Raw genomic sequence first — 24,374 nt, 5'->3', positions numbered from 1 at the left:
CAATCTTAACTTAACGTATTTTCTCTTATCTTATCTTATCTTATCTTATCTTATCTTATCTCTACTCTCTCTATCTTCTAACTGGTACTGGTTAACACCATTTTACTTGCATCCCTTACAGTTGAACGGTATGCATCTTATCTGTTTCATCACCAATCTGGCTGAGATAGACTTCGATATTTACTTTTCAATTATGTTTTCATATTACGGTATAGTTTTTGAGTATGGCTAGGTATGGCTATTATAGGACTATTAGGGGAAACATTTGGATTTAAAATATGGTTGATTGGAATATTTTAGTTGCTGTAAAAGCAATAAGATTTAATGAAAAATGAAGAGAGTGGGGTGAGTTTTTTATTGATATTTTTATCATAAAAAGAGGGATCTTAAGGATTTTGAAATGTAAGCTCACTCACATGAGAAGTACATTTCAGTGAGTGATGTATAGAAGGTCATATAAGTGGTATATGCTATTTATAATGGGATAGATGAAAAAAACACCAATAAAATAGGGGGTAAGATATTCGTAATAAATCCAAAGCTGATAGCAAGAGGAACAACTTCTATTCCTCCTGCTTTTTGGATGATCGGTAAGGTGCAATCAATTGATGTCGCTCCTGAAATACCAACAGCAGAAGAGCGGTGATTTTGCATTAGAAAAGGAATGAGAAATAAACTGACAATTTCTCGAGAAAGATCATTAAAAAACGCGATGCTACCAAATATAGGTCCCCAGGCATCATTGATAACAATACTCGATAATGAATACCAACCAAATCCAGATGCGATTGCTAAGCCTTGTGTAATGGGTAAATTTAGGAGCAGGGCAGAAAGGATACCTCCAAGTAATGAAGTTACTACAAAAATCGCTCCTGTCATTAAACCTCGTTTATTAAAAAAAACTTCACGTAATGAGATACCATTATTTCGTAATTGAACGCCAACAAAAAAAATCAATAGGATTAGAACATATGTACTGGTTCCTGAAGGCAATCTAGCAATGGATTTTAGGCTAAGCCCTACAATAAAACCAAGTAATACCATCGCACAGAGCTTGCCTGAATCTAGTAATAATTTCCAGCGAGATGGCAAGGATTGGGTCATCATTTTTAATGGCTTAGGGAATAAGCGATCATAAATAATTAGCCCAATTAGATTGAATGTTTGAATAGTAAAGGCAAATGTTGCTGCGGAAAGTGCAATCACTGGAAGTGTTTGAGTTAAGTCATCTAATTGACCAAGCGAAAATCCCATAATGAATAAAATAATGTAAAGTAGTATCATGACAATACTATTAATTGATTTTAAAAATAGGATATTACTTGTTTTGATGATGTAGCCAATGAATAATGGGCATAATACGATCAACAGTCCTTCATACATATGATATTGTCCTTCAATAAAGCGTGCATGTTCATTCTAGGTAAGGCGAGAAAAAAAACAAGAGGTGTTTATGTATTTGCGACAATTGGAAGTGGTTGGTTTCCGTGGAATTAATCGTTTATCTATTCATTTTAGGCCTGATATGGTATTAATTGGTGAGAATATGTGGGGAAAGTCAAGTTTACTTTCTGCACTAAGTCTAGTTTTTAATCCAGAACAAGACCTTTATCAGTTTACCACTCATGATTTCCATATTCCGATAGGTCAGTCGCAACCTGTACAGCATTTAACGTTATTATTTACGTTTTGTGAAAGTGAAAAAAATGAAGATAATGCAGAATATAATCAGCCTTATACGCAACACCAACTTTTTGTTAATCATCCAGATGGCTATCAACGCTTATATTTACGCGTAGAAGGAGAAAGAGATAGCCAGAATAACGTACGGACTGATTACTCTTTTTTAGATGAAAATGGCAATGCGGTTATAGTAGAAGATATTCACCAATTAGTTTTTTCTCTCATTTCCCGTCATCCAGTATATCGTTTCCGTGATGCGCGCTTAAATCGTTCTCACCATCGCTTTAATCTCGCAAAATCGCAGCAGCAAGATAATATTCAAGATGAAATTCAGGCTGTAGTAACATTACTTTGTTATTATTTTTTGAATAATAAAGATATTACGAATATCGCACAAGATACAACATTATTGTGGCACAAAGTAAAATCACTATGCTTAAAATTAAAGCGAGATGAAACACAGCGTTTACGCAAAAAGTTATTCATTTCATTAGCCAGTTTATTTATTGAAAATAAGCATGTTCATTTTGGACGTTTTACACGTCCAATTGTGTTGTTTGAAGATCCAGATGCGCGGTTACATCCACGAATGGTGGCGATTATGTGGGAGTTAGTCAGTTATTTACCCGTGCAGCGTATTACTACAACTAATTCTGTGGAGCTCATTTCTCAAGTGAATTTAAGCTCGATTTGTCGATTAGTTCGTACGCCAGAAAAAATCAAGAGTTTTCAACTGAGACGGCGCGATTTAGGAAAAGAGGACTTTCGTCGCTTGAGTTTCCATATCCATCATAATCGTAGTTTGGCCCTTTTCTCTGGACTATGGATTTTAGTTGAAGGGGAAACAGAAGTATGGATTTTATCGGAATTAGCAAAATTATTAGAAATTAATTTAGATATGGAGGGGATCCGAATTGTTGAATTTGCACAAAGTGGACTCAAACCCTTAATTAAGTATGCAGATGCAATGGGGATTCAGTGGTATGTGTTAGCAGATGGTGATGAGGCAGGCAGAAAATATCGAGATATCGTATTTAGTATGCTGGAAAATGAGATGGTTGCTAATGATAAGATTACTGTCTTACCTAAGCGTGATATTGAACATTTTTTCTATGCAAATGGGTTTGCAGATGTATTTATTCGTCTTGCTCATTGGGTGCCTAAGTCGAATTATTATCCAACAACAAAAATTATTCAGCGTGCGATTCAACGCGTATCTAAACCTGATTTAGCGATTGCTTTGTCGAATGAAATTGCAAATCGGGGGAGCCAATCTATTCCATTATTGTTTAAGCGATTGTTTTCTAAGGTATTAAGTTTAGCTCGCACGTGACTGTTTATTTATACAGTGTTTTGTGGTAAAGTGCGGTTATCTTTTGAGAAATATTGACCGCACTTTTATATGTCTACTATGTTGATGCCACGTAAAATTATCCACATTGATATGGATTGTTTTTATGCTTCAATTGAAATACGTGATAATCCCCATTTAGTTGGAAAGCCTGTTGCCGTTGGCGGTTCAGTACAAAAAAGAGGCGTGTTGGCAACCTGTAACTATCTCGCTCGTCAATTTGGATTACACAGTGCTATGCCTACTGCACAAGCGATCAAATTATGCCCTGATTTAGTGCTTCTACCTGTTAATATGCCATTATATAAACAAGTATCGACGCAAATTAGAGCGATTTTTCGGCGCTATACCCCTCTTATTGAGCCCCTTTCGTTAGATGAGGCTTATTTAGATGTCACAGATTGTCAACAATGTTCTGGTTCTGCAACGTGGATTGCACATGAAATTCGTCAAGCCATTTGGTGTGAGTTGGGGTTAACCGCTTCGGCGGGTATTGCACCACTGAAGTTTCTTGCCAAAATTGCGTCAGAGCAGAATAAACCTAATGGGCAATTTGTGATTAAACCTGATGAGGTTGATTGTTTTGTCGCTCAATTAGCATTGAATAAAATTCCAGGCGTGGGGAAAGTCACTGCACAACGTTTAGCTGAGATGGGATTACATACTTGTGCCGATATTCGCAAGACCGATAAACTCACGTTATTCAACCAATTTGGAAAAATGGGGCAACGTATTTGGGCATTTAGTCATGGTATTGATACACGAAGTGTTGAGACACATCGAGAGTCAAAGTCAATTAGTGTAGAAACCACTTTACCGTATAATATTCTTCAGGTGGAGCAAGCTTCCCTAGTTTTAGCAACACTTTATCCAGCTTTGATGCAGCGGATTCAGCAGAGTTATCCCCATTTGTCTCTAGAGGCAGTGTATAAAATTGGAGTGAAGTTAAAATTTGCTGATTTTCATGTGACAACACTAGAAAAAACGGGAATGACGTTATCACTTCATGCTTTTGAGCGATTATTGGAGCAAATTTGGCAGAGGGCGGCAGGGCGTGAAATACGTTTGATTGGTTTGCACATGGATTTACCTCGCTCTCATACGTCACAAGGGCTAGAACAAATGAGTTTATGGTAAATTTTTTATTGATTCCCTCTTGTTTTTAACAATTTTGCTACTATATTACAACACGAGTGATTTAACCCTATTATAAGGATTTTTTATATGATGCGAATTTTACTTTTTTTAGCGACAAATATGGCTGTTTTGGTCGTCTTTAATATTATTTTGAGTTTAACGGGGATTCAGGCACAAGATGCAACAGGATTATTAATCATGGCTGCATTATTTGGTTTCTCAGGATCGTTAATTTCGCTCTTTTTATCTAAGACGATGGCATTGCGTTCAGTGGGGGCAGAAGTCATTACCACACCACGTAACGAAGCAGAGCACTGGTTAATGAATACTGTACGTTCACAAGCAGAACGTGCGAATTTACCTATGCCAGATGTGGCTATTTATCATTCAGAAGACGTTAATGCTTTCGCGACGGGAGCAAGTAAAAATAATTCATTAGTAGCAGTTAGTACGGGGTTATTGAACGCGATGACACGTGATGAAGCGGAAGCCGTACTTGCGCATGAAGTTGCACATATTAAGAATGGTGATATGGTCACAATGACGTTATTGCAAGGGGTGCTCAATACGTTTGTTATTTTCGTTTCACGCATGATCGCAAAAGTGGTATCAAGTGGTCGTGATGGAGAAAGTAGTTCAGGTGTGTATTTCTTAGTTGCAATGGTTTTAGAAGTTTTATTCGGTTTCCTGGCAAGTATTATTGCAATGTGGTTCTCACGCTACCGTGAGTTTCGTGCTGATGCGGGTTCTGCGGAATTAGTTGGTAAACAGAAAATGATTGCCGCATTGCAGCGTTTGCAAAAATTACATGAACCACAAGAATTAGAAGGACAATTAGCTGCATTCGCGATTAATGGTAAACGTGGTGGGTTAGCTGCATTATTTATGAGCCATCCGCCACTTGAAAAACGTATTGCTGCATTACAACAGTTAGATACATTGAAATAACGCTAGCAATTTTAATCAGAAAGAGGCATTATGCCTCTTTTTTCATTTCTTTTTTCGTCTAAAGTGTGGTCATGTTTGGAGTCGATATGGAACATCAAATCAGTGATTTAATTCAGATCTTTAATCAATGTTTCGAACAAGAATACAATACAAAATTAGTGAAAGGAGGCGATGAGCCACTTTATGTGCCAGCAAATGCAGATTGTGCGTATCATGCTATTTATTTTGCTCATGGCTTTTATAGTAGTGGCTTACATGAAATCGCTCATTGGCTCGTTGCAGGAAAAGAACGCCGCAAGCTTGAAGATTTTGGTTATTGGTATGAGCCAGATGGACGCACCGTGGAGCAACAACGCTTATTTGAGCAAGTTGAAGTAAAACCACAAGCAATTGAATGGATTCTATCCAACGCAGCGGGTTTTCGTTATTTTGTGAGTGTGGATAACTTAAATGGTAATCCAGGTGATACCTTGCCTTTTAAACAAGCTGTTTATGCACAAGTAAAAATTTATGCGGAGAAAGGGTTACCAAAACGTGCTGAGGTTTTGCGTAAAGCATTGTCTCAGTTTTATGGGACACCTGATATGATTGATTTAGCTCTGTTTGATATAAGTCGAATTTAAATTGAAAAGTCATCGTTATGTATGCATTAGAAATTAAGCAATTAATAAAAGAATATAAAAATGGGGTCAAAGCCTTGCATGGCATTGATTTACAGGTTAAAGCTGGCGATTTTTATGCGCTACTTGGTCACAATGGCGCAGGCAAATCGACGACGATTGGGATTGTAAGCTCGTTAGTGAATAAAACGAGTGGGCAAGTTCGTGTGTTTGGTTATGATTTAGACCAACAATTAAGCGAGTTGAAAACGTGTATTGGTTTAGTGCCACAAGAATTTAATTTTCATCAATTTGAGCGAGTGATTGATATTTTGGTGAATCAGGCAGGGTATTATGGTATTCCTCGTCAAGAAGCCCTTAAACGTGCAGAAGTCTGGTTAAAAAAATTAGATTTGTGGGAAAAACGTACTCAACAAGCGATTCGCTTATCAGGGGGAATGAAACGTCGTTTGATGATTGCTCGCGCATTAATGCATAATCCTAAGTTGTTGATTCTAGACGAGCCAACTGCGGGGGTTGATATTGAGCTACGTCGTACGATGTGGACTTTTTTACGTGAATTGAATCAACAAGGAACAACGATTATTTTAACTACCCATTATTTAGAAGAAGCAGAGATGTTATGTCGTAATATTGGGATTATCCAGCAAGGGCGATTGGTCGTAGATATGCCAATGAAAGCGTTGTTAGCAAAATTAGAAACGGAAACTTTTGTATTTGATTTAGCACCTCATGAATCCGTTCCTGTGATTGAGCATTATCATGTGGTTGCATCAAATGAAACGAGTCTTGAAGTGGAAGTCAAACGTGAGCAGGGGTTAAACCAATTATTTACGCAGCTATCGGAACAAGGGGTGACAGTCTTGAGTATGCGTAATAAAGCGAATCGTTTAGAAGAGTTGTTTGTTTCGATGTCCTTAAACAGCAAAGTGGAGAAAAAGGGAGAACAGTAATGGGATTAGCGTGGGTTGCTTTTCAAACTATTTTAACCAAAGAAATTCGCCGTTTTACACGTATTTGGGTGCAAACATTAGTCCCTCCTGTCATTACGATGACGTTGTATTTCGTGATATTTGGACAATTGATTGGTAGTCGAATCGGTGAGATGAACGGGGTTAGCTATATGCAATTTATTGTTCCAGGCTTGATTATGATGTCTGCTTTAACGAATGCGTTTGCTAACGTTGCTTCTTCTTTTTACAGCACAAAATTTGCCAAAAATGTTGAGGAGCTATTAATTTCACCTACGTCTCCGCACATTATTATTTTAGGTTATGTTGCTGGAGGGATGGCTCGTGGGCTGTGTGTAGGAATATTAGTCACAACAGTTGCTCTGTTTTTTGTGACATTTGAGGTTCATTCTTGGGCAATCGTTGCCATGATTTTATTGATGACGACTGCAACTTTTGCACTCGGTGGCTTGATTAACGCAGTATTTGCACGTTCATTTGATGACATTAGTATTATTCCTACTTTTGTCTTGACGCCTTTAACTTATCTGGGCGGTGTATTTTACTCGATTTCACTTTTGCCTGAATTTTGGCAAAGCGTTTCTAAATTGAATCCCATTGTGTATATGATTAATGGATTTCGTTATGGTTTCTTAGGCATTTCAGATGTGGGAATTGTTTATACATTTTTGGTGTTAATTACATTTATTGTTGGTTTGTATGGTATCGCATATTACTTGATTAGCCGTGGTATTGGATTGAGAAATTAAAAAATTTGTTAATAATTGACCGCACTTTATTGTTAATCTTTGTGATGTTTAGCACAGATTTAAATGGATAAAAAAGAAATTGTTGCAAAAAAGTAAAATCTTTGCTATTTGTAAGTCCGCTAATTGAAGTGTTCTTCTAAGCAAACCAACAAACAAAAATAAGGAAAATGACTCTATGAAAAAGTATCTAAAGCTTTCAATGACAGCAGCATTAATGCTTTCTTCCAGTGCAGTATTTGCTGCCGATAAAATTGTAACCATTGGTACTGGTGGTCAAACAGGTGTTTACTATGTAGTGGGACAATCGGTATGTCAATTAGTGAATCGCGATTCTGCAAAAACAGGTGTGAAATGTAATGCCCCTTCAACAGGTGGATCTGTTGCAAACCTTAATTCAATTGCAAGCAATCAAATGGAATTAGGGATTGCACAGTCAGACTGGCAGTATCATGCGTATAATGGTTCAAGCTCTTTTGAAGGCAAGAAAAATGATAAATTAAGAGCCGTATTTTCAATTCACCCAGAACCGTTTACTTTAATGGCGCGTACTGATGCAAACATCAAGGGTTTCGATGATTTGAAAGGTAAACGTGTTAACGTTGGCGATCCTGGTTCAGGTACGCGTGCAACGATGAATGTGATCCTTGGTGCAAAAGGTTGGGATGCATCAGCTTTTAAAGTTGCGTCGGAATTAAAACCAGCAGAAATGGCATCAGTAATGTGTGACAACAACTTAGATGCAATTACGTATAACGTTGGTCACCCAAATGGTGCATTAAAAGAAGCAGCAGCATCTTGTGATGCACAGTTAGTGCCAATTACTGGACCAGAAATTGATAAATTAGTCGCAGAACATCCGTACTATGCGAAAGCGACTATTCCAGGTGGACTTTATAAAGGTAGCGACAATCCAACCGATACATTCGGTGTATATGCCACACTGGTGACTTCTTCTGATGTTGATGCAGACAGTGTCTATGCAATTGTGAAAGCAGTATTTGATAATTTTGATCGTTTCAAACGTTTACATCCTGCATTTTCAAATTTAAAAGAAGAAGAAATGATTAAAAATGCGTTATCTGCACCGTTACACGATGGCGCAGTGCGTTACTATAAAGAAAGAGGTTGGTTGTAATTTCCCTTTTTCATCCTTTTTAAGGCAGGCAATGTTCCTGCCTTTTTCCGTTTTTGTTTTTTAGATGACGAGGAGTTTTTAGCGTGTCAACAAAAAATATCGATTATGATGATTTACAAGATATTGTAGCATCAAGTGATACGGGAGGACGTGATCCTGATGGATTTCCCAAAAAACTAATCGCTGGTGTTGCTATTTTATGGTCATTGTTTCAACTTTATTATGCTTCTCCTGCGCCTTTTTGGTTGCAAGAATTTTTGCGTAATACAGGATTAAATATCAATGTGGTTTTTGATGATACAAAAGCCCGCTCAATTCACCTTGCGTTTGCTTTATTTTTAGCCTACTTATCTTATCCCGCTTTTAAATCGTCTCCTAAACACCGTATTCCGTTAGTGGATTGGGTGTTTGCGACAGTAGGGGCATTTTTAGGCTCATACTATCTCTTTTTCTATGATGGCTTAGTCACCCGTTTTGGTGCACCAAACTTACAAGATATCATCGCAGGTTGTATTGGTATTGTCTTATTGCTTGAAGCAACACGTCGTAGTCTAGGCCTGCCTTTAGTCGTCATTGCGATTGTATTTTTAATTTACAATTATTTTGGACAATTTTTGCCAAGCGATTGGATCATCAGTCACCGTACAGGTACACTTTCTCATATTATTAATCAACAATGGATTACAACAGAAGGTGTGTTTGGTGTGGCATTGGGTGTGTCAACAAAATATGTCTTCTTATTTGTTTTATTCGGTGCCTTACTAGATAAAGCGGGAGCAGGTAACTATTTTATTAAAAGTGCGTTTGCTTATTTAGGTCATTTACGTGGTGGCCCTGCGAAAGCCGCAGTGGTTGCTTCAGGTCTTACTGGCTTAATTTCGGGTTCATCAATTGCTAATGTGGTGACAACGGGTACTTTTACGATTCCGATGATGAAACGAGTGGGTTTCTCTGCAGAAAAAGCGGGAGCGGTAGAAGTGGCGTCTTCTGTGAATGGGCAAATCATGCCACCTGTGATGGGGGCGGCAGCATTCCTAATGATTGAATACGTGAATATGCCGTATAGCCAGTTAATTACGCATGCGTTTTTACCTGCGGTAATTTCTTATATTGCATTAGTTTATATTGTGCATTTAGAAGCCTGTAAAATGAATTTACAAGGTTTACCAAGAACAGATGCTCCAAAACCATTTGTGACGTCAGTATTACGCGCATTAGGAACGTTTATTTTCCTCTGCGTACTGTATTTTGTCGTGGAATTTGGTTTAGGTTGGTTGAAAAATGTAACTCCTGATTATGCGTTTAGCATTGTGATTGTTTTATTATCAGTCATGTACTTATTGCTATTACGTCGAGTCGCACAATTCCCAGATCTCGAAATCGATGATCCTCATTCTCCAGTCGTGAAGTTGCCTTCAGTTAAACCTACTGTCAATGCGGGATTACATTTCTTGTTACCTGTTGTGATCTTAATTTGGTGTTTGATGGTTGAACGTTTATCGCCTGGTTTGTCTGCGTTCTGGGGAACCTTGTCGCTCATCATCATTTTATTAACTCAACGTCCATTACTTGCTTATTACAGAAAACAAGCAACATTGAAACATGAGTTTAAGCTCGGCTGGCGTGATCTTGTCGATGGACTAGAGGCTGGTGCGAGAAATATGATTGGGATTGGTATTGCGACAGCAACAGCGGGGATCATTGTTGGTGTAGTATCTTTAACAGGTTTTGGTGTACAACTCGCGACAATTATTGAAACTTTATCGATGGGTAACATTTTCTTAATGTTACTTTTAGTGGCGGGATTTAGTTTAATTCTCGGTATGGGATTACCAACCACTGCGAATTACATCGTAGTTTCTTCTTTGATGGCAGTCGTGATTATTGAAGTCGGGCGACAAAATGGCTTTATTGTTCCGTTAATTGCGGTACATTTATTTGTGTTTTATTTTGGCATTATGGCTGACGTGACGCCTCCTGTTGGATTAGCTTCATTTGCGGCCTCAGCAGTGTCTGGTGGCGATCCAATTAAAACAGGATTAACCGCATTTTCATATAGTTTACGTACTGCTATCCTTCCTTTCTTGTTTATTTTTAATACAGATTTGTTATTGATTGATGTTAGTTGGTCGAAAGGCATTATTGTCTTTATTACTGCAACAATTGGTATTCTTGCCTTTACTGCAGGTGCGGTAGGTTATTTCTTCCGTCGCAATAAGCTATGGGAAAGTCTAGCCTTATTCGTACTTGCTTTTGCATTATTTAGACCAGGGTTCTTTATGGAACACATTTCTCCAACTCAGCGTTATGTTGAACCAAGTCAATTAGTACAAGAAGTTCAACGTGTTGCGGTTGGGGATAATTTGACACTTAAAGTATCTGGTCTTAATCCTTACGGTAAAGAAATTGAGTTTTATGCTCAATTAGCGGTTCCAGAAGGACAAACTGGCGAAGAGCGTTTACAAAAAATGGGCTTGACGCTATTTGAACAAGATAAACCAGAAGGAAAACAAGTGATCATTGATGCGGTCGAAATTGATTCAAGTGCAGCAAAAGCAGGCTTGAATTGGGATCAAGTGATCCTTGAAGGGTCGGTTCCAGTAAAAGATGCGTTAGCAAAAGAATGGTTATTTATCCCAACGTTGTTCTTATTGTTTATGTTAGCGATGAACCAACGTCGTCGCCAAGCCTAAGGAAAAATTATGTTTAAGAAAATCTTAATTACAGCGGATCTCAGTCATTTGGAAGATGCGGAAAAAGCCGTGAAAACGGCTTTGGAGATGACCAAACACAATCCTGATACGGTCTATCGTGTGATGAGTGTGGTGCCACCATTAGGCAGCAGTTTTGTGTCTTCATTTTTGCCTAAAAATTTTGACCAAGATGTGCTAGAAGAGGCGAATAAAGCATTGCGTGCTTTTACGAAAAAACATTTTCCAGAAGGAGCAAAAGTGCAACATATTTTGGCACATGGTCCTGTATATGAAGAAATTAACCGTATTGCGAAAGAAAAAAATATTGATTTGATCATTATGATGGCGGTTCGTGATAATAAAGAAGGGTTAAGTTCAAATACAGTGAAAGTGGCGCGTTATAGTGATAAGCCGATTTTAATCTTACGCTAAGGAAAAATAAAAATAGCTTGTTGAAAAACAAGCTATTTTTTTGTGAAGAGCGGTCTGTTTTATTTTACTAATTCATAACAAGGCTCATAAGCATTACCATCTGGTAATTTCATGCGATGTTGTACGATGAAATCTTGTAAAACCTGATCAATTTTTTCTAAAAGTGCAGGATCACCATGTAATTTAAAACGACCGATTTCTTCAATCAGATCTTGTGTATCAGGTTTAATGTTACCCGCCACAATACCAGAAAAAGCACGACGTAAATTTGCGATTAAATCTAATGTCGATTGGTTACGATGTAAATCAAGTTTTGCCATATTTTCGTGAGTTGGCAGGAACGGTTGTTGAAAATCAGTTGGGATTTTTAATGACCAGTTGAAACTATAAGCATCGCAGGTTTCGTAGCGTTGCATTTTAACATTGTGCATAGATTGACTGATTTTCCGTGCTACTGTTATTGGATCATCAATAATGATCTCGTAGAGTGCTTGAGCTTCTTTACCTAATGTTTCGCCAATAAAGCGATCAATTGTGGCAAAATAATCCGCACTTTCTTTTGGTCCAGTCAAAATTAATGGCAACACTTGATCTTTATTTTCTGGGGCTAATTTGATACCAAGAATATACAATAATTCTTCGAATGTGCCAGGTCCACCAGGGAAAATCACGATAGCATGTCCCATACGAACAAAGGCCTCCAGACGTTTTTCGATATCTGGCATAATGATTAATTCATTCACGATCGGATTAGGAGGCTCTGATGCGATGATAGAAGGTTCAGTGACACCAATAAAGCGACTATTTTTATAGCGTTGGTTAGCGTGACCTATTGCAGCGCCTTTCATTGGGGCTTCCATCACACCGGGTCCACATCCTGTAATGATATTCAGCTCACGGTAACCCAGTTCTGTACCTACAGCACGACAGTATTGATATTCTGTTTGGTTAATCGAATGCCCTCCCCAGCAAACAACAAGATTTGGATGTTCTCCGACGGGCAGCGCTTTGGCATTCCGTAAAATCGAGAAAACAAGGTTTGTAATATGTTTACTGTCTTGGATATTATCGGGATTTAAACGTTGGCTCATGACATTGACAAATAAAATATCACGTAGTACTGCAAATAAGTGATGTTGAATATTTCGGATTAGACGATCATCAACAAAGGCATCTTGTGGGGGATGATGCAACTCAAGAGAAACGCCACGTTCACGAGCAACCAAATGGATATCAAAATCAGGGTATTTATTTAATAATGCACGGCTGTCATCCGTAATGGCTCCAGAGTTTAAGACGGCTAAGGAGCAATTACGATAAAGACTATATAATGGACTTTTGACTTTTTTAGTCAGTAATTCCACTTCAAGATGAGAGAGTTGATCCATACTCCCACGTGGATTGACGTAATAGACACTTTTGCTCATCATTTCTCCTATTGGCGAGCTAAACGTTGATTATTTGGAACGGCTTCAAAGTTCGAGCGGAACGGATTAATGTCTAAGCCCCCGCGACGAGTATAGCGAGCATAGACAGTGAGTTTTTCTGGTTTAGCGAAGCGCATGACATCACAGAAAATACGTTCGACACATTGTTCGTGAAACTCGTTATGTTGACGGAAGGAAATAATGTAGCGTAATAATTTTTCACGATCAATTTGCTTGCCAACATAATGAATTTGTAATGTTCCCCAATCGGGTTGATTGGTAATTAAGCAGTTTGATTTTAATAAGTGGCTCACTAAATATTCTTCTACTTGATTTTCATGGCAACATCCAGCTAACACATCGGCATTAAAAGTATAGTCATGAATTTCAATATCTAGATTATCAAGACACTCTCCTGTGAGTTCTGTGATAGGCTCGTGCTGATATTTGCTTAGCGGATGTAAGGTTACCTTGACTTTTCCTTTGGCGCAGTCAGCTAAGTCACGTTGTAAGATAGCTTGGACGGCTGAAAATGAATCAAATTGTGTTTGATTAAAGCTATTGAGATACAGTTTAAAACTTTTCGATTCAATTAAATTTTCGCTGTTAAAATCAATTTCTATGTCTGCAATGGCGACTTGTGGCACGCCTTTAGGGTTAAGCCAAGAAATTTCATAAGCGGTCCAAATATCAGCACCAAGAGTAAAAGGCTGAGTATGAGTAATGCCTAATCCATCCCGATTTAATTGGCGAGGAACGGCTTGTAATAAAGAGCGGTCATAATTTGTCGAATATTGCGTTTGCTGTCCGAGTTTGAGTGTCGTTAAGCTATCGTGTTGATAGAGCATGTTATCTTTCCTTTTCTTTTTCACAGGCTAATAGTGCCAAGATAAATTAGACACTAAGCGACAATCATCACATTTAAAATAAAATAAGTCAAAAAGCGCTTTTTCTAAACGCCATGCATTGTGACAATTTGGGCAGCACCGTTGTTGTTCTGCTTGTAAGCTTTTCCCACCAATTCGATACAAATAGTAGTAAGTGGGTATTGCCGTATGTTGTTCAATCGCTTGTGCTAAATAACGCCCATGTTTTGTTAATGTGCTGTTTATTGATGAAATTTCCGCTAAAGCTGGTTGCTCCAAAATGGTTCCATTCATTTGTAATTGATCACAAGCTTGCCAATTCTCTTGCCATTTAATGAGATCCATACTTAAGTGTGGAATCGATCTGAGTTGTTTATATAAAGGGATTGGCGCGAGATCCTCTCCACTGTGTAAAGGCGAGCAAGATTGTAGATAAGTTGTATAGAGAACTTGCCATGAGGGCGTATTTGTTGAGCTAGTCTGATCTGAATTTAAATCATCTGCAATCACGTGAAAACCATCAAAAATTAGCCCACCTTGTTGCGCTGCTTCGAGCGCACATTCTACTTCTCTGTTATTAAATTCAGGAAGTAAACTATATTGTTCAGGGCAAATCATTCGGATTGCGAAGCCTTGTTGCCCTTCTTGTTCTGCTAAATAAATGGGGATTTCACGCCCGATAATTTGTCCATTGTAGCGCCATTGATCAATGATTTGATTAAGTAAATCATGTGGCGTCTGTCCATTTTCTTTGGGAGTAAAGCGGAAAAAAGTTTCAATGAGGTACATCGTTTTCTCTATCTTGTTCAGGGGCTGGTTTTACTCATGCATTTTAATCAATTTTGTAGAACGTTACCGTATTTTTTAGCAGTAGTATAAAATGATTAAATCTTCTAAAATAGCACTTTTTTGCATTAAGGTACAATTATGCATCAACAAACGAAACTCTATTTACAGCAATTGCAGCAAGTGATGGTGGAGCTCAATGTATGGCAAACCACACCACCAGAAGAACAAGCGTTTCTCAGTGAGCAACCTTTTGCGCTAGATACAATGTCACCAACAGAATGGTTGCAGTGGATTTTTATTCCTCGTATGCACGCGTTAATAGAAAGTGGTGCTCCCTTACCTAGTAAAATTTCGATTACGCCTTACCTTGAGGAAGCATTAAAAGAAATGGAAACATTGCAAACATTATTGCGTCCGATCAGTGAAATTGAAGCATTGTTACAACAATAACTTATGCAGCTAGAAATCTTATATCAGGATGATGTCCTCGTCGCTGTGAACAAACCTGCTGGAATGCTGGTTCATCGTAGTTGGTTAGATACTCATGAAACACAATTTGTGATGCAAACCTTACGGGATCAAATTGGGCAGCATGTCTATCCTGTTCACCGCTTAGATCGTCCAACTTCTGGTGTACTGCTCTTCGCTTTAAGTCGTGAGGTTGCCAATTTACTTTGTGTACAATTTGAGAATAAACAGGTTGAAAAGCATTATTTAGCAATTGTACGAGGATATTTGATAGGGCAACAGCGAATTGATTATCCCCTCAAGGTCCAGTTAGATAAAGTCGCAGATAAATTTGCTCAGACAGATAAACTGCCGCAAGAAGCAATCACTGATTATATTGGATTAGCTACTATCGAGATGCCTTATGCGGTGAAAAAATACGATACTACACGTTATTCCTTGGTGCGTTTAATCCCACATACTGGGCGTAAACATCAATTACGCCGCCACATGAAACATATTTTTCATCCTATTTTGGGGGATACGCAATATGGTGATTTACATCAAAATAGAGCATTGACACAACATACTCAGGTTCAGCGCTTAATGTTGCATGCAGAGCGTTTAATATTTGCTCATCCAATAACCAAACAGATGCTTGAAATTAGAGCGGGTTTAGATCATCAATGGCTTAATTTGATGACACTTTTTGGTTGGGAACACCATGTTGTAGCAAAAGTGCGGGATATGTTTTGATAATTTTTTTATAGGGAAAAACAATGTTAGATAAAGCATTATTAAATTTAACTCATGAACAACAGCAAGAAGCAGTAGAAAAGATACAAGCATTGATGGCAGAGGGGATGAGTGCAAGTGAAGCAATTGCGCTTATTGCACAACAATTGCGTAAGGTTCATACAGAGGAATAAGACGTATTCTTAACTCGTTATGATGACACAACTGAATTGAGTAAGCGCTTTCAAAATGCAAAAATTTTGTGATCTCTGTTTGATTTTAAACTATTTTTCATTGCCAAAATGTAAAAATTGGTCGAATATTTAGCTGTATAAAATTTGGGTGGTAAGGCAGATTGTCTTATTAAAAGAAAAGTAGTTAAGGTCGTTTGACCATTAGAGGTTTTAAGTATGGAAGTTGGTGTTGTTAAATGGTTCAATAACGCAAAAGGCTTTGGATTCATTTCTGCCGAAGGATCTGATGCAGATATCTTTGCTCATTATTCAGTTATCGAAATGGACGGCTATCGTTCATTAAAAGCAGGTCAAAAAGTTCAATTTGAAGTGGTACATGGGGATAAAGGATCACACGCAACGAAAATTATCCCGATTGTTGAATAATCTTCTCTTTTTCATTACATTTAGTCATAAAAAATAAAGACAAGGATTGCAGCCTTGTCTTTTTTGTTGCTTTTGAAAACGACGCACGGTCAGTTTGATTCCTATGCATTGATTATTTTAATAAGTCTTTTAGCCCCGCTTTCATTGCAGACATTTGACTTTCGTATTGTGCTTTGCTTTCGCGCTCATCAATCATATAAGTAATCGTTTCGGAAAGGGTCATTTTCATTTTACGAGAATAACGGGAAAGGCGTAGCCATACTGCGTATTCTAAATCAATCGATTTTTTTTTCGTTGATTGTTTTTCGCCATTAAAAAAGCGTTTACGGCGTGCACGAATGGCTTGATCTAATTTGATGACCAGAGCAGGAGATAAGTGGTGAGCAATCCAATCTTCAATGTCTTGTGGTTTATTTTGAGAAGCAATTAATTGTGCTGCTTTATCTTCACATAAACTTTTTTCTTCGTAGCGAGTAATGTTTTCACCCTCTCGGTGTTTCTTGACTAAATACAACCATTTCCAATGTGCTTCTTGGTTTTCAAGTTTCTGATATTTCATTGTATTCGCTCACTTTTTTTGTTAGTGACGTGGTAACTGTCGTCAATATACGCTGTTTTTGCTTTTTTTTCTAGCAGATTTTTACTATTTTAGGAAATATGAGATAATGTCAGACTATTAAAAATTATAGTCAACATAACAAGAGAATACGTGTGAATCCATCCCTTTTAGCTGAAAAAGCACTCTCATGGCAAAACTTACGCCCAACACTCAATTTAACCGAGTTGCCACATTCCAGAACGGATTTTTTTGCGTTACAACCGCGCGCCAATGCTGCGATTACACAATTTTTACATAATCCTCAGCGTACATTATTAGTCCTAAAAGGAGATGAAGTAGGCGAATATAGTCATTTGTTAGCGCAAACGATTCAGACACAGTACCCACAGGCGACAGGGATAAGAGGGGTACAGTATTTGATACAACAAGGAGACTTTTTTTCTTTTCCTGTTGTGAATGCTATGCCAGCTGTCTCTATTGAAGATAATTTTGCCGCAAAAAAAGCGGTTGCTAGCGCGTTGTATGTCGATCAATTCCAATTATTTGGTTCATTACGTGTTCATCCTAGTTCTCGAGAGATTCAATTAAATCCTGGATTAGTACACCAATTAAATGGTGGGGTGCTCATTCTTGGGGTGGCGTCGTTCATTACGCAATATGATCTTTGGATTCGTTTGAAACAACTGTTATTAACTCAGCGTTTTGATTGGTATTCAATCCATCCTTTTAAAGATTTACCTTGTGATATTCCAAGTTATTCCTTGTCACTTAAAGTGGTTTTAGTTGGTAATCGAGAGGAATTGGCGACACTTGCTTCTCTTGATCCTGATTTATATGATTTGGCGGATTATTCAGAAATTGAAAGTTATTACTCCGTAGAAAGTACAGAAAATCGAGTGAAATGGGTGGAATACGTCCAATCATTTGCCAATGATCACCACTTACCATCATTAAGTATCTCGGGGGTGGATAAGTTATATCAATTATTGGTGCGTGATAGTGAAGATCGTTGTTTTGTGTCGATTTCCCCTTTGAAATTGAAGGCGATGTTAACGGGGGCTGCACAATTAAGCCAAAAAGACACATCATCTTTATTAAGTGCGGTCGATTTTGAGCAATTTTTTCAACAAAAAGAATTACAGCAAGGATTCCTGAAAGCACAAACGTATTCTGATATTTTACATGAACAAGTTTATGTGGCGACAGAAGGCGAGATGGTTGGGCAAATTAATGGTTTGTCAGTGATTGAATATCCTGGCACACCAATGAGTTTTGGGGAGCCTTCTCGTATTAGCTGTATTGTGCAATTTGGTGATGGAGAAGTGGTAGATGTTGAACGAAAAAGTGAGTTAGCGGGGAACATTCACGGCAAAAGTATTATGATTGCAGAAGCTTGTTTAGCGCATATTTTGCAATTACCTTCCCAATTACCTTTTTCGGCTTCATTAGTGTTTGAGCAATCTTATGGCGAGATTGACGGAGATAGTGCATCTTTGGCAAGTTTTTGCGTCTTAGCCAGTGCATTATCGGATCAACCTTTACCGCAGTCGATTGCGATTACAGGGGCAATTGATCAGTTTGGTTTAGTACATTCTGTGGGCGGAGTGAATGCCAAAATTGAAGGTTTTTTCTCTATCTGTGCGAGTCGGGGATTGACGGGAGAACAGGGCGTGATGGTTCCCAGCACAGTCATTCATCAACTGAGTTTAAGTGAGGAAGTCGTTGAGGCCGTAAAACATGGACAATTCTTTATTTACCCCGTTGACGATGTTTACCAAGCATGTGAAATTCTATTCCAACGCGACTTAGTGGAAGAAGAAAATAAAGTGTATACAGAGGATACGTTGCCGTTATCCCGTCTCATTGCATATCGTATTGAACAGCGAGCAGAACAATCTTGGCAAAAAAGTAGTCTCTTTGAATGGTTTTTTCGCAGAAGATAAACTGATCCGATAAGTTAAGCGTACAAGTGTTAGCTATTTTTATTTCTAAGCCACTCTGTTAGAATGCCTGTAAGCAAAGTGTGCTTGGCTATCCTAAATTTGAGGAGGATTAAAAAGAATGAACAGTTGTACACCAAATAAGAAAAGTAGCTACAGCTACGAAGAGTTATTGGCATCAGGGCGTGGCGAATTATTTGGCGAAGACGGACCTCAACTTCCAGCCCCAACAATGTTAATGATGGATCGTATTGTGGAAATGAAAGAGACTGGGGGGCTATTTGATAAAGGCTATATTGAAGCGGAACTTGATATTAAGCCTGATTTACCTTTCTTTGCATGTCATTTTATCGGCGATCCTGTCATGCCAGGTTGTTTAGGATTAGATGCTATGTGGCAATTAGTCGGTTTCTATTTAGGTTGGATTGGTGGCAAGGGTAAAGGACGAGCATTAGGCGTGGGGGAAGTGAAATTTACTGGACAGATTCTGCCAACCGCGAAAAAAGTCGTCTACCGTATTCACATGAAGCGTGTGATTAATCGTAAGCTTGTTATGGGCATGGCAGATGGCGAAGTAGAAGTCGATGGTCGCGTGATTTATACTGCAACGGATTTGAAAGTGGGTTTATTCCAAGATACTACGGCATTCTAAACCACATTTTTCACGTTTAACCAAGCTTCACATTACCAGCTATTATGCTGGTAATGTTTTATGTTATTCATCGATGATATCAAAAAAATCTGCGTCTAACAGTAAAGCGAGGTCTTGCGGGGCTAACTCAACGCTTAATCCTCTTTTCCCACCAGAAACGAAAATGTGCTCAAATTGGCGTGCAGATTGATCAATGATGGTTTTTAAACGTTTTTTTTGCCCTAATGGGCTAATCCCACCGACGAGGTAGCCTGTGCTTTTTTGTGCAAATTCTTTATCCGCCATTTCTACTTTTTTGACTTGAATCGCTTTCGCTGCTTTTTTGAGATTAAGCATATTCGCAGTAGGGAGAACGAAACACGCCAGCTTTTTCTGATCACCATTTTCAGCCACTAATAATGTTTTAAAGGACTGGTGTGCATCAATTCCCAGTTTATCTACGGCTTCTTCACCAAAATGGGTATTATTCGGATCATGATCATAACTATGGAGCGTGAATGGAATGTTATGTTTTTTCAGTAAATCAATTGCCGGTGTCATTGTCTTTTCTTCTTGTTCCAGTAAAATGAGCCCATTATTTTACAGCGGAGAGAAAAATGAACGCAACGTTAAATATCGCGATAGCAGCTGAATTTGAATTATGTGAAAAAATTGCAGAAGCTTTAGAACAAAGCCAGTTAGGTATTGCACAAGTGTCAGTGATTGAAATGTACCCTTTTAGTGAAGAACAAGGGATTCGTTTTCAAAATAAGAGCGTGGCACAAATTAAACCAGAAGATGTTGATTGGTCAGATTATCATTATTTGTTTTTTGCGGGAGATATCAACCACGTTGCCTCTATTGCGAATGCTGCTGAAATTGGCTGTATTGTGATAGATATGAATGGGGTATGTTCTGCGTTACAAGATGTTCCTGTTGTTATACCCACAGTGAATGCCTCTCATCTCGAAGCATTACGCCAACGTAATATTGTTTCCTTACCCGATCCACAAGTGACACAGCTTAGCCTAGCAATTGCACCATTAGCAGAGCAGGCTATGTTGAAAGACATTGTGGTGACATCATTATTACCCGCGTCTTATACTAATGCAGACACCGTCAGCAAGTTAGCTGGACAAACAGCCCGTTTACTCAATGGTATCCCATTAGATGAAGACGAACAGCGCATGGCATTTGATGTATTCCCCGTGTCGAATGTGAGTCTGAAGGCGCAAACACAGAAAATTTTCCCTCAGTTTGAACATATCGTATTCCACAGTATTCAAGTGCCAGTATTTTACGGTATGGGGCAACTCGTGACCCTATTATCTGATTATGAACTAGAGACCGATACGCTACGACAAGCTTGGGAAAGTCATGACTGGTTAGCTTATCATGCAGAAAAAATGATGACACCTGTGACAAATGGGGAGCAAGAAACAGGTGAAGACGTCGCGAAGTTACATGTGAGTGCGGTGAAGGGAATTGAAAATGGCATCCAATTTTGGTCAGTGGCGGATGAACAGCGCTTTAACTTGGCGTTCATGGGAGTCAAATTAGCGGAGTTGATTTATCAGCAAGGCTATTAATAGAATATCAATTTACTTCTATGATGTTTAAAAATGGGCAGTATCGCATCTGCCCATTTTTTTATTTTTCTTTCCAGTAACCAATCCATTCTTTTAGGAGCAACATATTTTTATTCAACGCCCCCGCTTGTGGAATGAAATACATAAAATTTAAACCATAGTGCTGAGGGGAGACCCCATGACCGATACTCGCAGGCAGTACATGAAAACCTTGTCGCTCAAAGAGCAATTTGGCACGTTGCATGTGCCATTGGTTTGTGACCAAAATAATCGTGTTAATTCCTTCTGCAGCTAATATTTTGTGGCTAAATTGCGCATTTTCTTTTGTGGTCTTAGCATGATTTTCTAGCCACTTAGTTGGCACATCAAAAAATGTTTGCAACTCTTTTGCCATGACTTTTGCCTCAGAGGTTCCATTTGGGGCACTTCCTGTGATTAAGAGGGGAAGATGAGTTTGTTTATGTAGATAGGCTGCATAGCGCATACGCTCTAATGGGATTGCGCTGACAGCTAATTTATCAAACAATTCTTGGTTGTCGCGTAATCCTCCTCCTAATAATACGATTGCTTGGGCTTGTTGGTAATCATCTAGGCTGAGATTATCCGCTTGCACTAAATGGTCTTCAACTTTTTGCGAAGTATAAGGCAAGCTAAAAATATACAGGATGGCGATGCCCAATAACCCGAAAAGGCGGCTGAGCTTAGGGTAATTGAGGCGAGAGAATAATACCGCGCCGACCCATAAAATCAGGACATTAAATGGCGGTAGAATCATCGCAGTGATCAGTTTTGTGAGTTCAAACATATTAAGTAAAGATAAGTAAAAGATGCGCTATTATTGATGATCTCTTTATCGATGTCTATTGTTTAAAATCTGTTTATTGTTAAAATATCGCCTCAATAAAATCAAGCAGAGCAGCGAATGAAAGCAATTAAAGACAGTGCGATTTATTTATTTGGTGAACTCATCTCAAAATCTGTCCCATTTCTACTATTACCTTATTTATCCCGCAAGCTCGGCGTTGAAGGCTTTGGTGAGCTTTCTTACTATCAAACGTATCTCGCTTTATTTTTAATCATTGTCGGTTTGAGCCAAGAAGGGGCCATTGCTCGTTTTTTCTATTTTTATGGGCGCCGCGCATTACATTTAGTTGTCACAACAGGCTATAGCTATACGCTTTTGTCGGGGGCGATCATTTTATTAGGCTGCGTGATCTTACAGTCTGAAATCATGGTGTATTTGGCGCTTTCTGCCATTTTCCAATCATTTATTTCAGTACAGTTAAGTATTCGACAATGTCAAAAACAACCAGTGGCTTATTCTGTGATTCAATTGTTGTTGGCGCTAAGTTCTGCTTTACTGACAGTCGTGTTATTAGAAGTTTATGATGAGCAGTTGGTGGAAAAGCGAATTTTAGCGATATTATTTAGTCATGCAGCAGTGTTTAGTTTGGCGTATTTTCTCTATCGACAAAAAACGCCAAAGAAAAAATTTACTTTTTCTCGTTATCGCACGGCATTACTGTATTTGTTGAGTTTTGGTGTCCCTTTAATTTTTCATAATGTGAGTTTGTTTTTACGTGGACAGCTCGATCGTATTTTTATTTATCATCAGTTTAGTGAGGCAGAACTCGGATTGTATGCGATGGGGGCACAACTTGCCGCAATTTTGATGATTGCGATTCAAGCGGTAAATAAAGCCACAGTACCTTATCTATTTGAAGCCTTAAAACAACAGAAAATTACGGTGAAACACATTCATCGATGGGCAATGTATTCGTTATGTTTTGTCCCACTTCCTGCCATGATCATGTGGTGTATTCCAGAACAGGTCGTTGTCTGGGTGCTCGGTAGTCAGTTTATTGGAACAAAGTATTACATCATTTTATTTTTAATTTCGACAGGACTGGTTGTGCCCTATTTGATTTTAGTGAATTACTTATTTTATTACGCTAAAAATAAATTGATTTCCATTTGTTCAGTTTTAACTACATTTGTTTATGTTATCAGTTTAGCAGGATTAACTATGACAGAGATTCAGTTTGTGCCTTTTGCGAGCATTATTGGTGCATTGGTCATTCTGCCTGTATTGTATGTGATGACTGCTAAAGTAGGAAAAAGGATATGAATTTAATTATTTGTTGTACGCCGCTACAGGTTTTGATTGCAGAAAAAATTATTGCACAGTTTCCAGATAAAACGTTTTATGGTGTGATGCTTGCTACAGCGAGCAATAAAAAATTTGATTTTTATCGCCAACGTTTAGCAAGTCAGTGCGGTCCGTTTTTTTCGATGATTCAACATAAAGATCGGTTTAATTTATTAAAAGAAATTCTTTATTTACGAACACGTTTTTGCGGTAAGAGATTTGATCAGGTGTTTGTCGCTAACATTAATGATTTACAGGTTCATTTTTTATTAAGTGCGATTCGTTTTAATCAATTAAACACGTTTGATGATGGCACAATTAACATTGTGAAAAACAGTATTTTTTATCAAGATGATGTGCCAACTTTAAAACGAAAATGGCTTAATTGTATACTTGGAAACCAATATAGTACGCCGAAACTACGCGCGTTGTCACAACGGCATTACACCATCTATCATGGATTTGAAAACATTATTGATAATGTGGTGAACCTTGATTTAGTCGCGCATTGTGATAGTGATGATGTGGCGGGGGATTATGTAAATATCCTTTTAGGACAACCCGTTTTTCTTGATGATCAACGAAATATCGCTTTAGCTGAAAACGTGATTAAAACATTTAATATTCATTATTATTTGCCGCACCCAAGAGAAAAATACCGTTTAGAAAACGTTGATTACATTGACACAGAACTCATTTTCGAAGATTACATCATTCAACGCTGTCAGACTCAGAAATACCGTATTTATACGTACTTCAGTAGTGCAATTCTGAATATTATGAACAAAAGTGACAATATTGAGGTGGTGGCATTGAGGATTGAGACAGAAAATCCCGCGTATGATGCATGTTACGATTTATTTCATCAAGTGGGTGTCAAGGTTATTGATATAAGAGATTAAC

The 24,374-nt window shown here is 38.2% G+C and carries 25 protein-coding genes; 18 read left to right on the top strand and 7 right to left on the bottom strand.

From position 1 onward, the window contains the following. Window positions 1-474 precede the first annotated feature (474 nt). Window positions 475-1,383, bottom strand: a complete 909-nt coding sequence (locus tag ACWIT3_RS07500) for a lysine exporter LysO family protein (RefSeq protein ID WP_457162118.1) — start codon at window positions 1,381-1,383, stop codon at window positions 475-477. Between the two features lie 70 nt (window positions 1,384-1,453). Here ACWIT3_RS07500 and ACWIT3_RS07495 point away from each other — a divergent pair, with 70 nt between their 5' ends. The 9 genes from ACWIT3_RS07495 (at window position 1,454) to ACWIT3_RS07455 (ending at window position 11,719) form a co-directional block, all read left to right on the top strand. Further along, on the top strand, window positions 1,454-3,016 hold the full coding sequence (locus tag ACWIT3_RS07495) for a DUF2813 domain-containing protein (RefSeq protein ID WP_457162117.1): 1,563 nt from the start codon (window positions 1,454-1,456) through the stop codon (window positions 3,014-3,016). A 78-nt stretch (window positions 3,017-3,094) separates the two neighbouring features. Further along, window positions 3,095-4,171 carry a DNA polymerase IV gene (gene dinB / locus ACWIT3_RS07490; protein WP_457162125.1) on the top strand — a complete coding sequence of 359 codons (1,077 nt, stop codon included), beginning with the start codon at window positions 3,095-3,097 and terminating at the stop codon, window positions 4,169-4,171. Window positions 4,172-4,258: 87 nt separating this feature from the next. Beyond that, window positions 4,259-5,119, top strand: a complete 861-nt coding sequence (gene htpX, locus ACWIT3_RS07485) for a protease HtpX (protein WP_046338315.1) — start codon at window positions 4,259-4,261, stop codon at window positions 5,117-5,119. A gap of 86 nt (window positions 5,120-5,205) precedes the next feature. Further along, window positions 5,206-5,742 carry an elongation factor P hydroxylase gene (locus tag ACWIT3_RS07480; RefSeq protein ID WP_457162116.1) on the top strand — a complete coding sequence of 179 codons (537 nt, stop codon included), beginning with the start codon at window positions 5,206-5,208 and terminating at the stop codon, window positions 5,740-5,742. A gap of 17 nt (window positions 5,743-5,759) precedes the next feature. Further along, window positions 5,760-6,692: an ABC transporter ATP-binding protein gene (locus ACWIT3_RS07475; protein WP_457162115.1), complete on the top strand. Its 933-nt coding sequence runs from the start codon at window positions 5,760-5,762 to the stop codon at window positions 6,690-6,692. Further along, window positions 6,692-7,459, top strand: coding sequence for an ABC transporter permease (locus ACWIT3_RS07470; RefSeq protein WP_457162114.1), 768 nt, complete (start codon window positions 6,692-6,694; stop codon window positions 7,457-7,459). The genes ACWIT3_RS07475 and ACWIT3_RS07470 overlap by 1 nt, the downstream gene beginning before the upstream one ends. Before the next feature lie 175 nt (window positions 7,460-7,634). Further along, entirely contained in the window at window positions 7,635-8,594 is a 960-nt protein-coding gene (locus tag ACWIT3_RS07465; RefSeq protein ID WP_046338319.1) for a TAXI family TRAP transporter solute-binding subunit, read from the top strand. Window positions 8,595-8,677: 83 nt separating this feature from the next. After that, window positions 8,678-11,287, top strand: coding sequence for a TRAP transporter permease (locus ACWIT3_RS07460; RefSeq protein ID WP_457162113.1), 2,610 nt, complete (start codon window positions 8,678-8,680; stop codon window positions 11,285-11,287). A 9-nt stretch (window positions 11,288-11,296) separates the two neighbouring features. Next, a complete protein-coding gene (locus ACWIT3_RS07455) occupies window positions 11,297-11,719 on the top strand; it encodes a universal stress protein (RefSeq protein WP_046338321.1) in 423 nt (140 codons plus the stop codon). Between the two features lie 59 nt (window positions 11,720-11,778). Here ACWIT3_RS07455 and ppnN read toward each other — a convergent pair whose 3' ends face one another. Genes ppnN through ACWIT3_RS07440 form a run of 3 tightly spaced genes read right to left on the bottom strand, consistent with a single transcriptional unit; the run spans window position 11,779 to window position 14,801 of the window. After that, complete coding sequence (ppnN, locus tag ACWIT3_RS07450) at window positions 11,779-13,146, bottom strand: nucleotide 5'-monophosphate nucleosidase PpnN (RefSeq protein WP_457162124.1); 1,368 nt, start codon at window positions 13,144-13,146, stop codon at window positions 11,779-11,781. An 8-nt stretch (window positions 13,147-13,154) separates the two neighbouring features. Continuing rightward, window positions 13,155-13,994 (bottom strand): NADPH-dependent 7-cyano-7-deazaguanine reductase QueF, encoded by an 840-nt coding sequence (gene queF, locus ACWIT3_RS07445; protein ID WP_457162112.1) that lies wholly within the window; start codon window positions 13,992-13,994, stop codon window positions 13,155-13,157. Window positions 13,995-14,021: 27 nt separating this feature from the next. Beyond that, window positions 14,022-14,801 carry a Zn-ribbon-containing protein gene (locus ACWIT3_RS07440; RefSeq protein WP_457162111.1) on the bottom strand — a complete coding sequence of 260 codons (780 nt, stop codon included), beginning with the start codon at window positions 14,799-14,801 and terminating at the stop codon, window positions 14,022-14,024. A 138-nt stretch (window positions 14,802-14,939) separates the two neighbouring features. On the opposite strand from ACWIT3_RS07440, the gene ACWIT3_RS07435 reads away from it, so the two are divergent. The 4 genes from ACWIT3_RS07435 (at window position 14,940) to cspD (ending at window position 16,603) form a co-directional block, all read left to right on the top strand. After that, window positions 14,940-15,251 carry a YqcC family protein gene (locus tag ACWIT3_RS07435; RefSeq protein WP_457162110.1) on the top strand — a complete coding sequence of 104 codons (312 nt, stop codon included), beginning with the start codon at window positions 14,940-14,942 and terminating at the stop codon, window positions 15,249-15,251. 3 nt (window positions 15,252-15,254) lie between these two features. Continuing rightward, window positions 15,255-16,004 carry a tRNA pseudouridine(65) synthase TruC gene (truC, locus tag ACWIT3_RS07430; protein WP_457162109.1) on the top strand — a complete coding sequence of 250 codons (750 nt, stop codon included), beginning with the start codon at window positions 15,255-15,257 and terminating at the stop codon, window positions 16,002-16,004. A 23-nt stretch (window positions 16,005-16,027) separates the two neighbouring features. Then, window positions 16,028-16,177 (top strand): YoaH family protein, encoded by a 150-nt coding sequence (locus tag ACWIT3_RS07425; RefSeq protein WP_457162108.1) that lies wholly within the window; start codon window positions 16,028-16,030, stop codon window positions 16,175-16,177. Between the two features lie 216 nt (window positions 16,178-16,393). Beyond that, window positions 16,394-16,603: a cold shock domain-containing protein CspD gene (gene cspD / locus ACWIT3_RS07420; protein WP_046338327.1), complete on the top strand. Its 210-nt coding sequence runs from the start codon at window positions 16,394-16,396 to the stop codon at window positions 16,601-16,603. A gap of 112 nt (window positions 16,604-16,715) precedes the next feature. Here cspD and matP read toward each other — a convergent pair whose 3' ends face one another. After that, complete coding sequence (matP, locus tag ACWIT3_RS07415; RefSeq protein WP_457162107.1) at window positions 16,716-17,162, bottom strand: macrodomain Ter protein MatP; 447 nt, start codon at window positions 17,160-17,162, stop codon at window positions 16,716-16,718. A 152-nt stretch (window positions 17,163-17,314) separates the two neighbouring features. On the opposite strand from matP, the gene ACWIT3_RS07410 reads away from it, so the two are divergent. Beyond that, complete coding sequence (locus ACWIT3_RS07410; RefSeq protein WP_457162106.1) at window positions 17,315-19,105, top strand: AAA family ATPase; 1,791 nt, start codon at window positions 17,315-17,317, stop codon at window positions 19,103-19,105. A gap of 118 nt (window positions 19,106-19,223) precedes the next feature. Next, complete coding sequence (gene fabA, locus ACWIT3_RS07405) at window positions 19,224-19,754, top strand: bifunctional 3-hydroxydecanoyl-ACP dehydratase/trans-2-decenoyl-ACP isomerase (RefSeq protein WP_046338330.1); 531 nt, start codon at window positions 19,224-19,226, stop codon at window positions 19,752-19,754. Window positions 19,755-19,817: 63 nt separating this feature from the next. On the opposite strand, the gene ybaK is transcribed toward fabA, so the two are convergent. Beyond that, entirely contained in the window at window positions 19,818-20,294 is a 477-nt protein-coding gene (gene ybaK / locus ACWIT3_RS07400; protein ID WP_457162105.1) for a Cys-tRNA(Pro) deacylase, read from the bottom strand. A gap of 56 nt (window positions 20,295-20,350) precedes the next feature. On the opposite strand from ybaK, the gene ACWIT3_RS07395 reads away from it, so the two are divergent. Beyond that, window positions 20,351-21,322: an oxidoreductase gene (locus tag ACWIT3_RS07395; protein WP_457162104.1), complete on the top strand. Its 972-nt coding sequence runs from the start codon at window positions 20,351-20,353 to the stop codon at window positions 21,320-21,322. Window positions 21,323-21,383: 61 nt separating this feature from the next. Here the strand turns inward: ACWIT3_RS07395 and ACWIT3_RS07390 are convergent, their stop codons facing one another. Beyond that, window positions 21,384-22,127, bottom strand: a complete 744-nt coding sequence (locus tag ACWIT3_RS07390) for a YdcF family protein (RefSeq protein ID WP_457162103.1) — start codon at window positions 22,125-22,127, stop codon at window positions 21,384-21,386. 117 nt (window positions 22,128-22,244) lie between these two features. On the opposite strand from ACWIT3_RS07390, the gene ACWIT3_RS07385 reads away from it, so the two are divergent. Together ACWIT3_RS07385 and lst are read left to right on the top strand one after the other, a co-directional pair. Next, entirely contained in the window at window positions 22,245-23,450 is a 1,206-nt protein-coding gene (locus ACWIT3_RS07385) for an oligosaccharide flippase family protein (RefSeq protein ID WP_457162102.1), read from the top strand. Then, the gene (gene lst, locus ACWIT3_RS07380; protein WP_457162101.1) at window positions 23,447-24,373 is read left to right on the top strand and encodes a CMP-N-acetylneuraminate:beta-galactoside alpha-2,3-sialyltransferase; all 927 of its coding nucleotides are present in this window, start codon (window positions 23,447-23,449) and stop codon (window positions 24,371-24,373) included. The genes ACWIT3_RS07385 and lst overlap by 4 nt, the downstream gene beginning before the upstream one ends. Window position 24,374 lies beyond the last annotated feature (1 nt).

Source organism: Pasteurella sp. P03HT, from assembly GCF_054052285.1.
This window is presented reverse-complemented; position numbering and strand designations above follow the sequence as displayed.

What these genes read in the sequence shown, in the direction of transcription:
- ACWIT3_RS07500 (WP_457162118.1), bottom strand. Translation starts at nt 1,383, where the DNA reads ATGTATGAAGGACTGTTGATCGTATTATGCCCATTATTCATTGGCTAC.
- ACWIT3_RS07495 (WP_457162117.1), top strand. Translation starts at nt 1,454, where the DNA reads ATGTATTTGCGACAATTGGAAGTGGTTGGTTTCCGTGGAATTAATCGT.
- dinB (WP_457162125.1), top strand. Translation starts at nt 3,095, where the DNA reads ATGTTGATGCCACGTAAAATTATCCACATTGATATGGATTGTTTTTAT.
- htpX (WP_046338315.1), top strand. Translation starts at nt 4,259, where the DNA reads ATGATGCGAATTTTACTTTTTTTAGCGACAAATATGGCTGTTTTGGTC.
- ACWIT3_RS07480 (WP_457162116.1), top strand. Translation starts at nt 5,206, where the DNA reads ATGGAACATCAAATCAGTGATTTAATTCAGATCTTTAATCAATGTTTC.
- ACWIT3_RS07475 (WP_457162115.1), top strand. Translation starts at nt 5,760, where the DNA reads ATGTATGCATTAGAAATTAAGCAATTAATAAAAGAATATAAAAATGGG.
- ACWIT3_RS07470 (WP_457162114.1), top strand. Translation starts at nt 6,692, where the DNA reads ATGGGATTAGCGTGGGTTGCTTTTCAAACTATTTTAACCAAAGAAATT.
- ACWIT3_RS07465 (WP_046338319.1), top strand. Translation starts at nt 7,635, where the DNA reads ATGAAAAAGTATCTAAAGCTTTCAATGACAGCAGCATTAATGCTTTCT.
- ACWIT3_RS07455 (WP_046338321.1), top strand. Translation starts at nt 11,297, where the DNA reads ATGTTTAAGAAAATCTTAATTACAGCGGATCTCAGTCATTTGGAAGAT.
- ppnN (WP_457162124.1), bottom strand. Translation starts at nt 13,146, where the DNA reads ATGAGCAAAAGTGTCTATTACGTCAATCCACGTGGGAGTATGGATCAA.
- queF (WP_457162112.1), bottom strand. Translation starts at nt 13,994, where the DNA reads ATGCTCTATCAACACGATAGCTTAACGACACTCAAACTCGGACAGCAA.
- ACWIT3_RS07440 (WP_457162111.1), bottom strand. Translation starts at nt 14,801, where the DNA reads ATGTACCTCATTGAAACTTTTTTCCGCTTTACTCCCAAAGAAAATGGA.
- ACWIT3_RS07435 (WP_457162110.1), top strand. Translation starts at nt 14,940, where the DNA reads ATGCATCAACAAACGAAACTCTATTTACAGCAATTGCAGCAAGTGATG.
- truC (WP_457162109.1), top strand. Translation starts at nt 15,255, where the DNA reads ATGCAGCTAGAAATCTTATATCAGGATGATGTCCTCGTCGCTGTGAAC.
- ACWIT3_RS07425 (WP_457162108.1), top strand. Translation starts at nt 16,028, where the DNA reads ATGTTAGATAAAGCATTATTAAATTTAACTCATGAACAACAGCAAGAA.
- cspD (WP_046338327.1), top strand. Translation starts at nt 16,394, where the DNA reads ATGGAAGTTGGTGTTGTTAAATGGTTCAATAACGCAAAAGGCTTTGGA.
- matP (WP_457162107.1), bottom strand. Translation starts at nt 17,162, where the DNA reads ATGAAATATCAGAAACTTGAAAACCAAGAAGCACATTGGAAATGGTTG.
- fabA (WP_046338330.1), top strand. Translation starts at nt 19,224, where the DNA reads ATGAACAGTTGTACACCAAATAAGAAAAGTAGCTACAGCTACGAAGAG.
- ybaK (WP_457162105.1), bottom strand. Translation starts at nt 20,294, where the DNA reads ATGACACCGGCAATTGATTTACTGAAAAAACATAACATTCCATTCACG.
- ACWIT3_RS07395 (WP_457162104.1), top strand. Translation starts at nt 20,351, where the DNA reads ATGAACGCAACGTTAAATATCGCGATAGCAGCTGAATTTGAATTATGT.
- ACWIT3_RS07390 (WP_457162103.1), bottom strand. Translation starts at nt 22,127, where the DNA reads ATGTTTGAACTCACAAAACTGATCACTGCGATGATTCTACCGCCATTT.
- ACWIT3_RS07385 (WP_457162102.1), top strand. Translation starts at nt 22,245, where the DNA reads ATGAAAGCAATTAAAGACAGTGCGATTTATTTATTTGGTGAACTCATC.
- lst (WP_457162101.1), top strand. Translation starts at nt 23,447, where the DNA reads ATGAATTTAATTATTTGTTGTACGCCGCTACAGGTTTTGATTGCAGAA.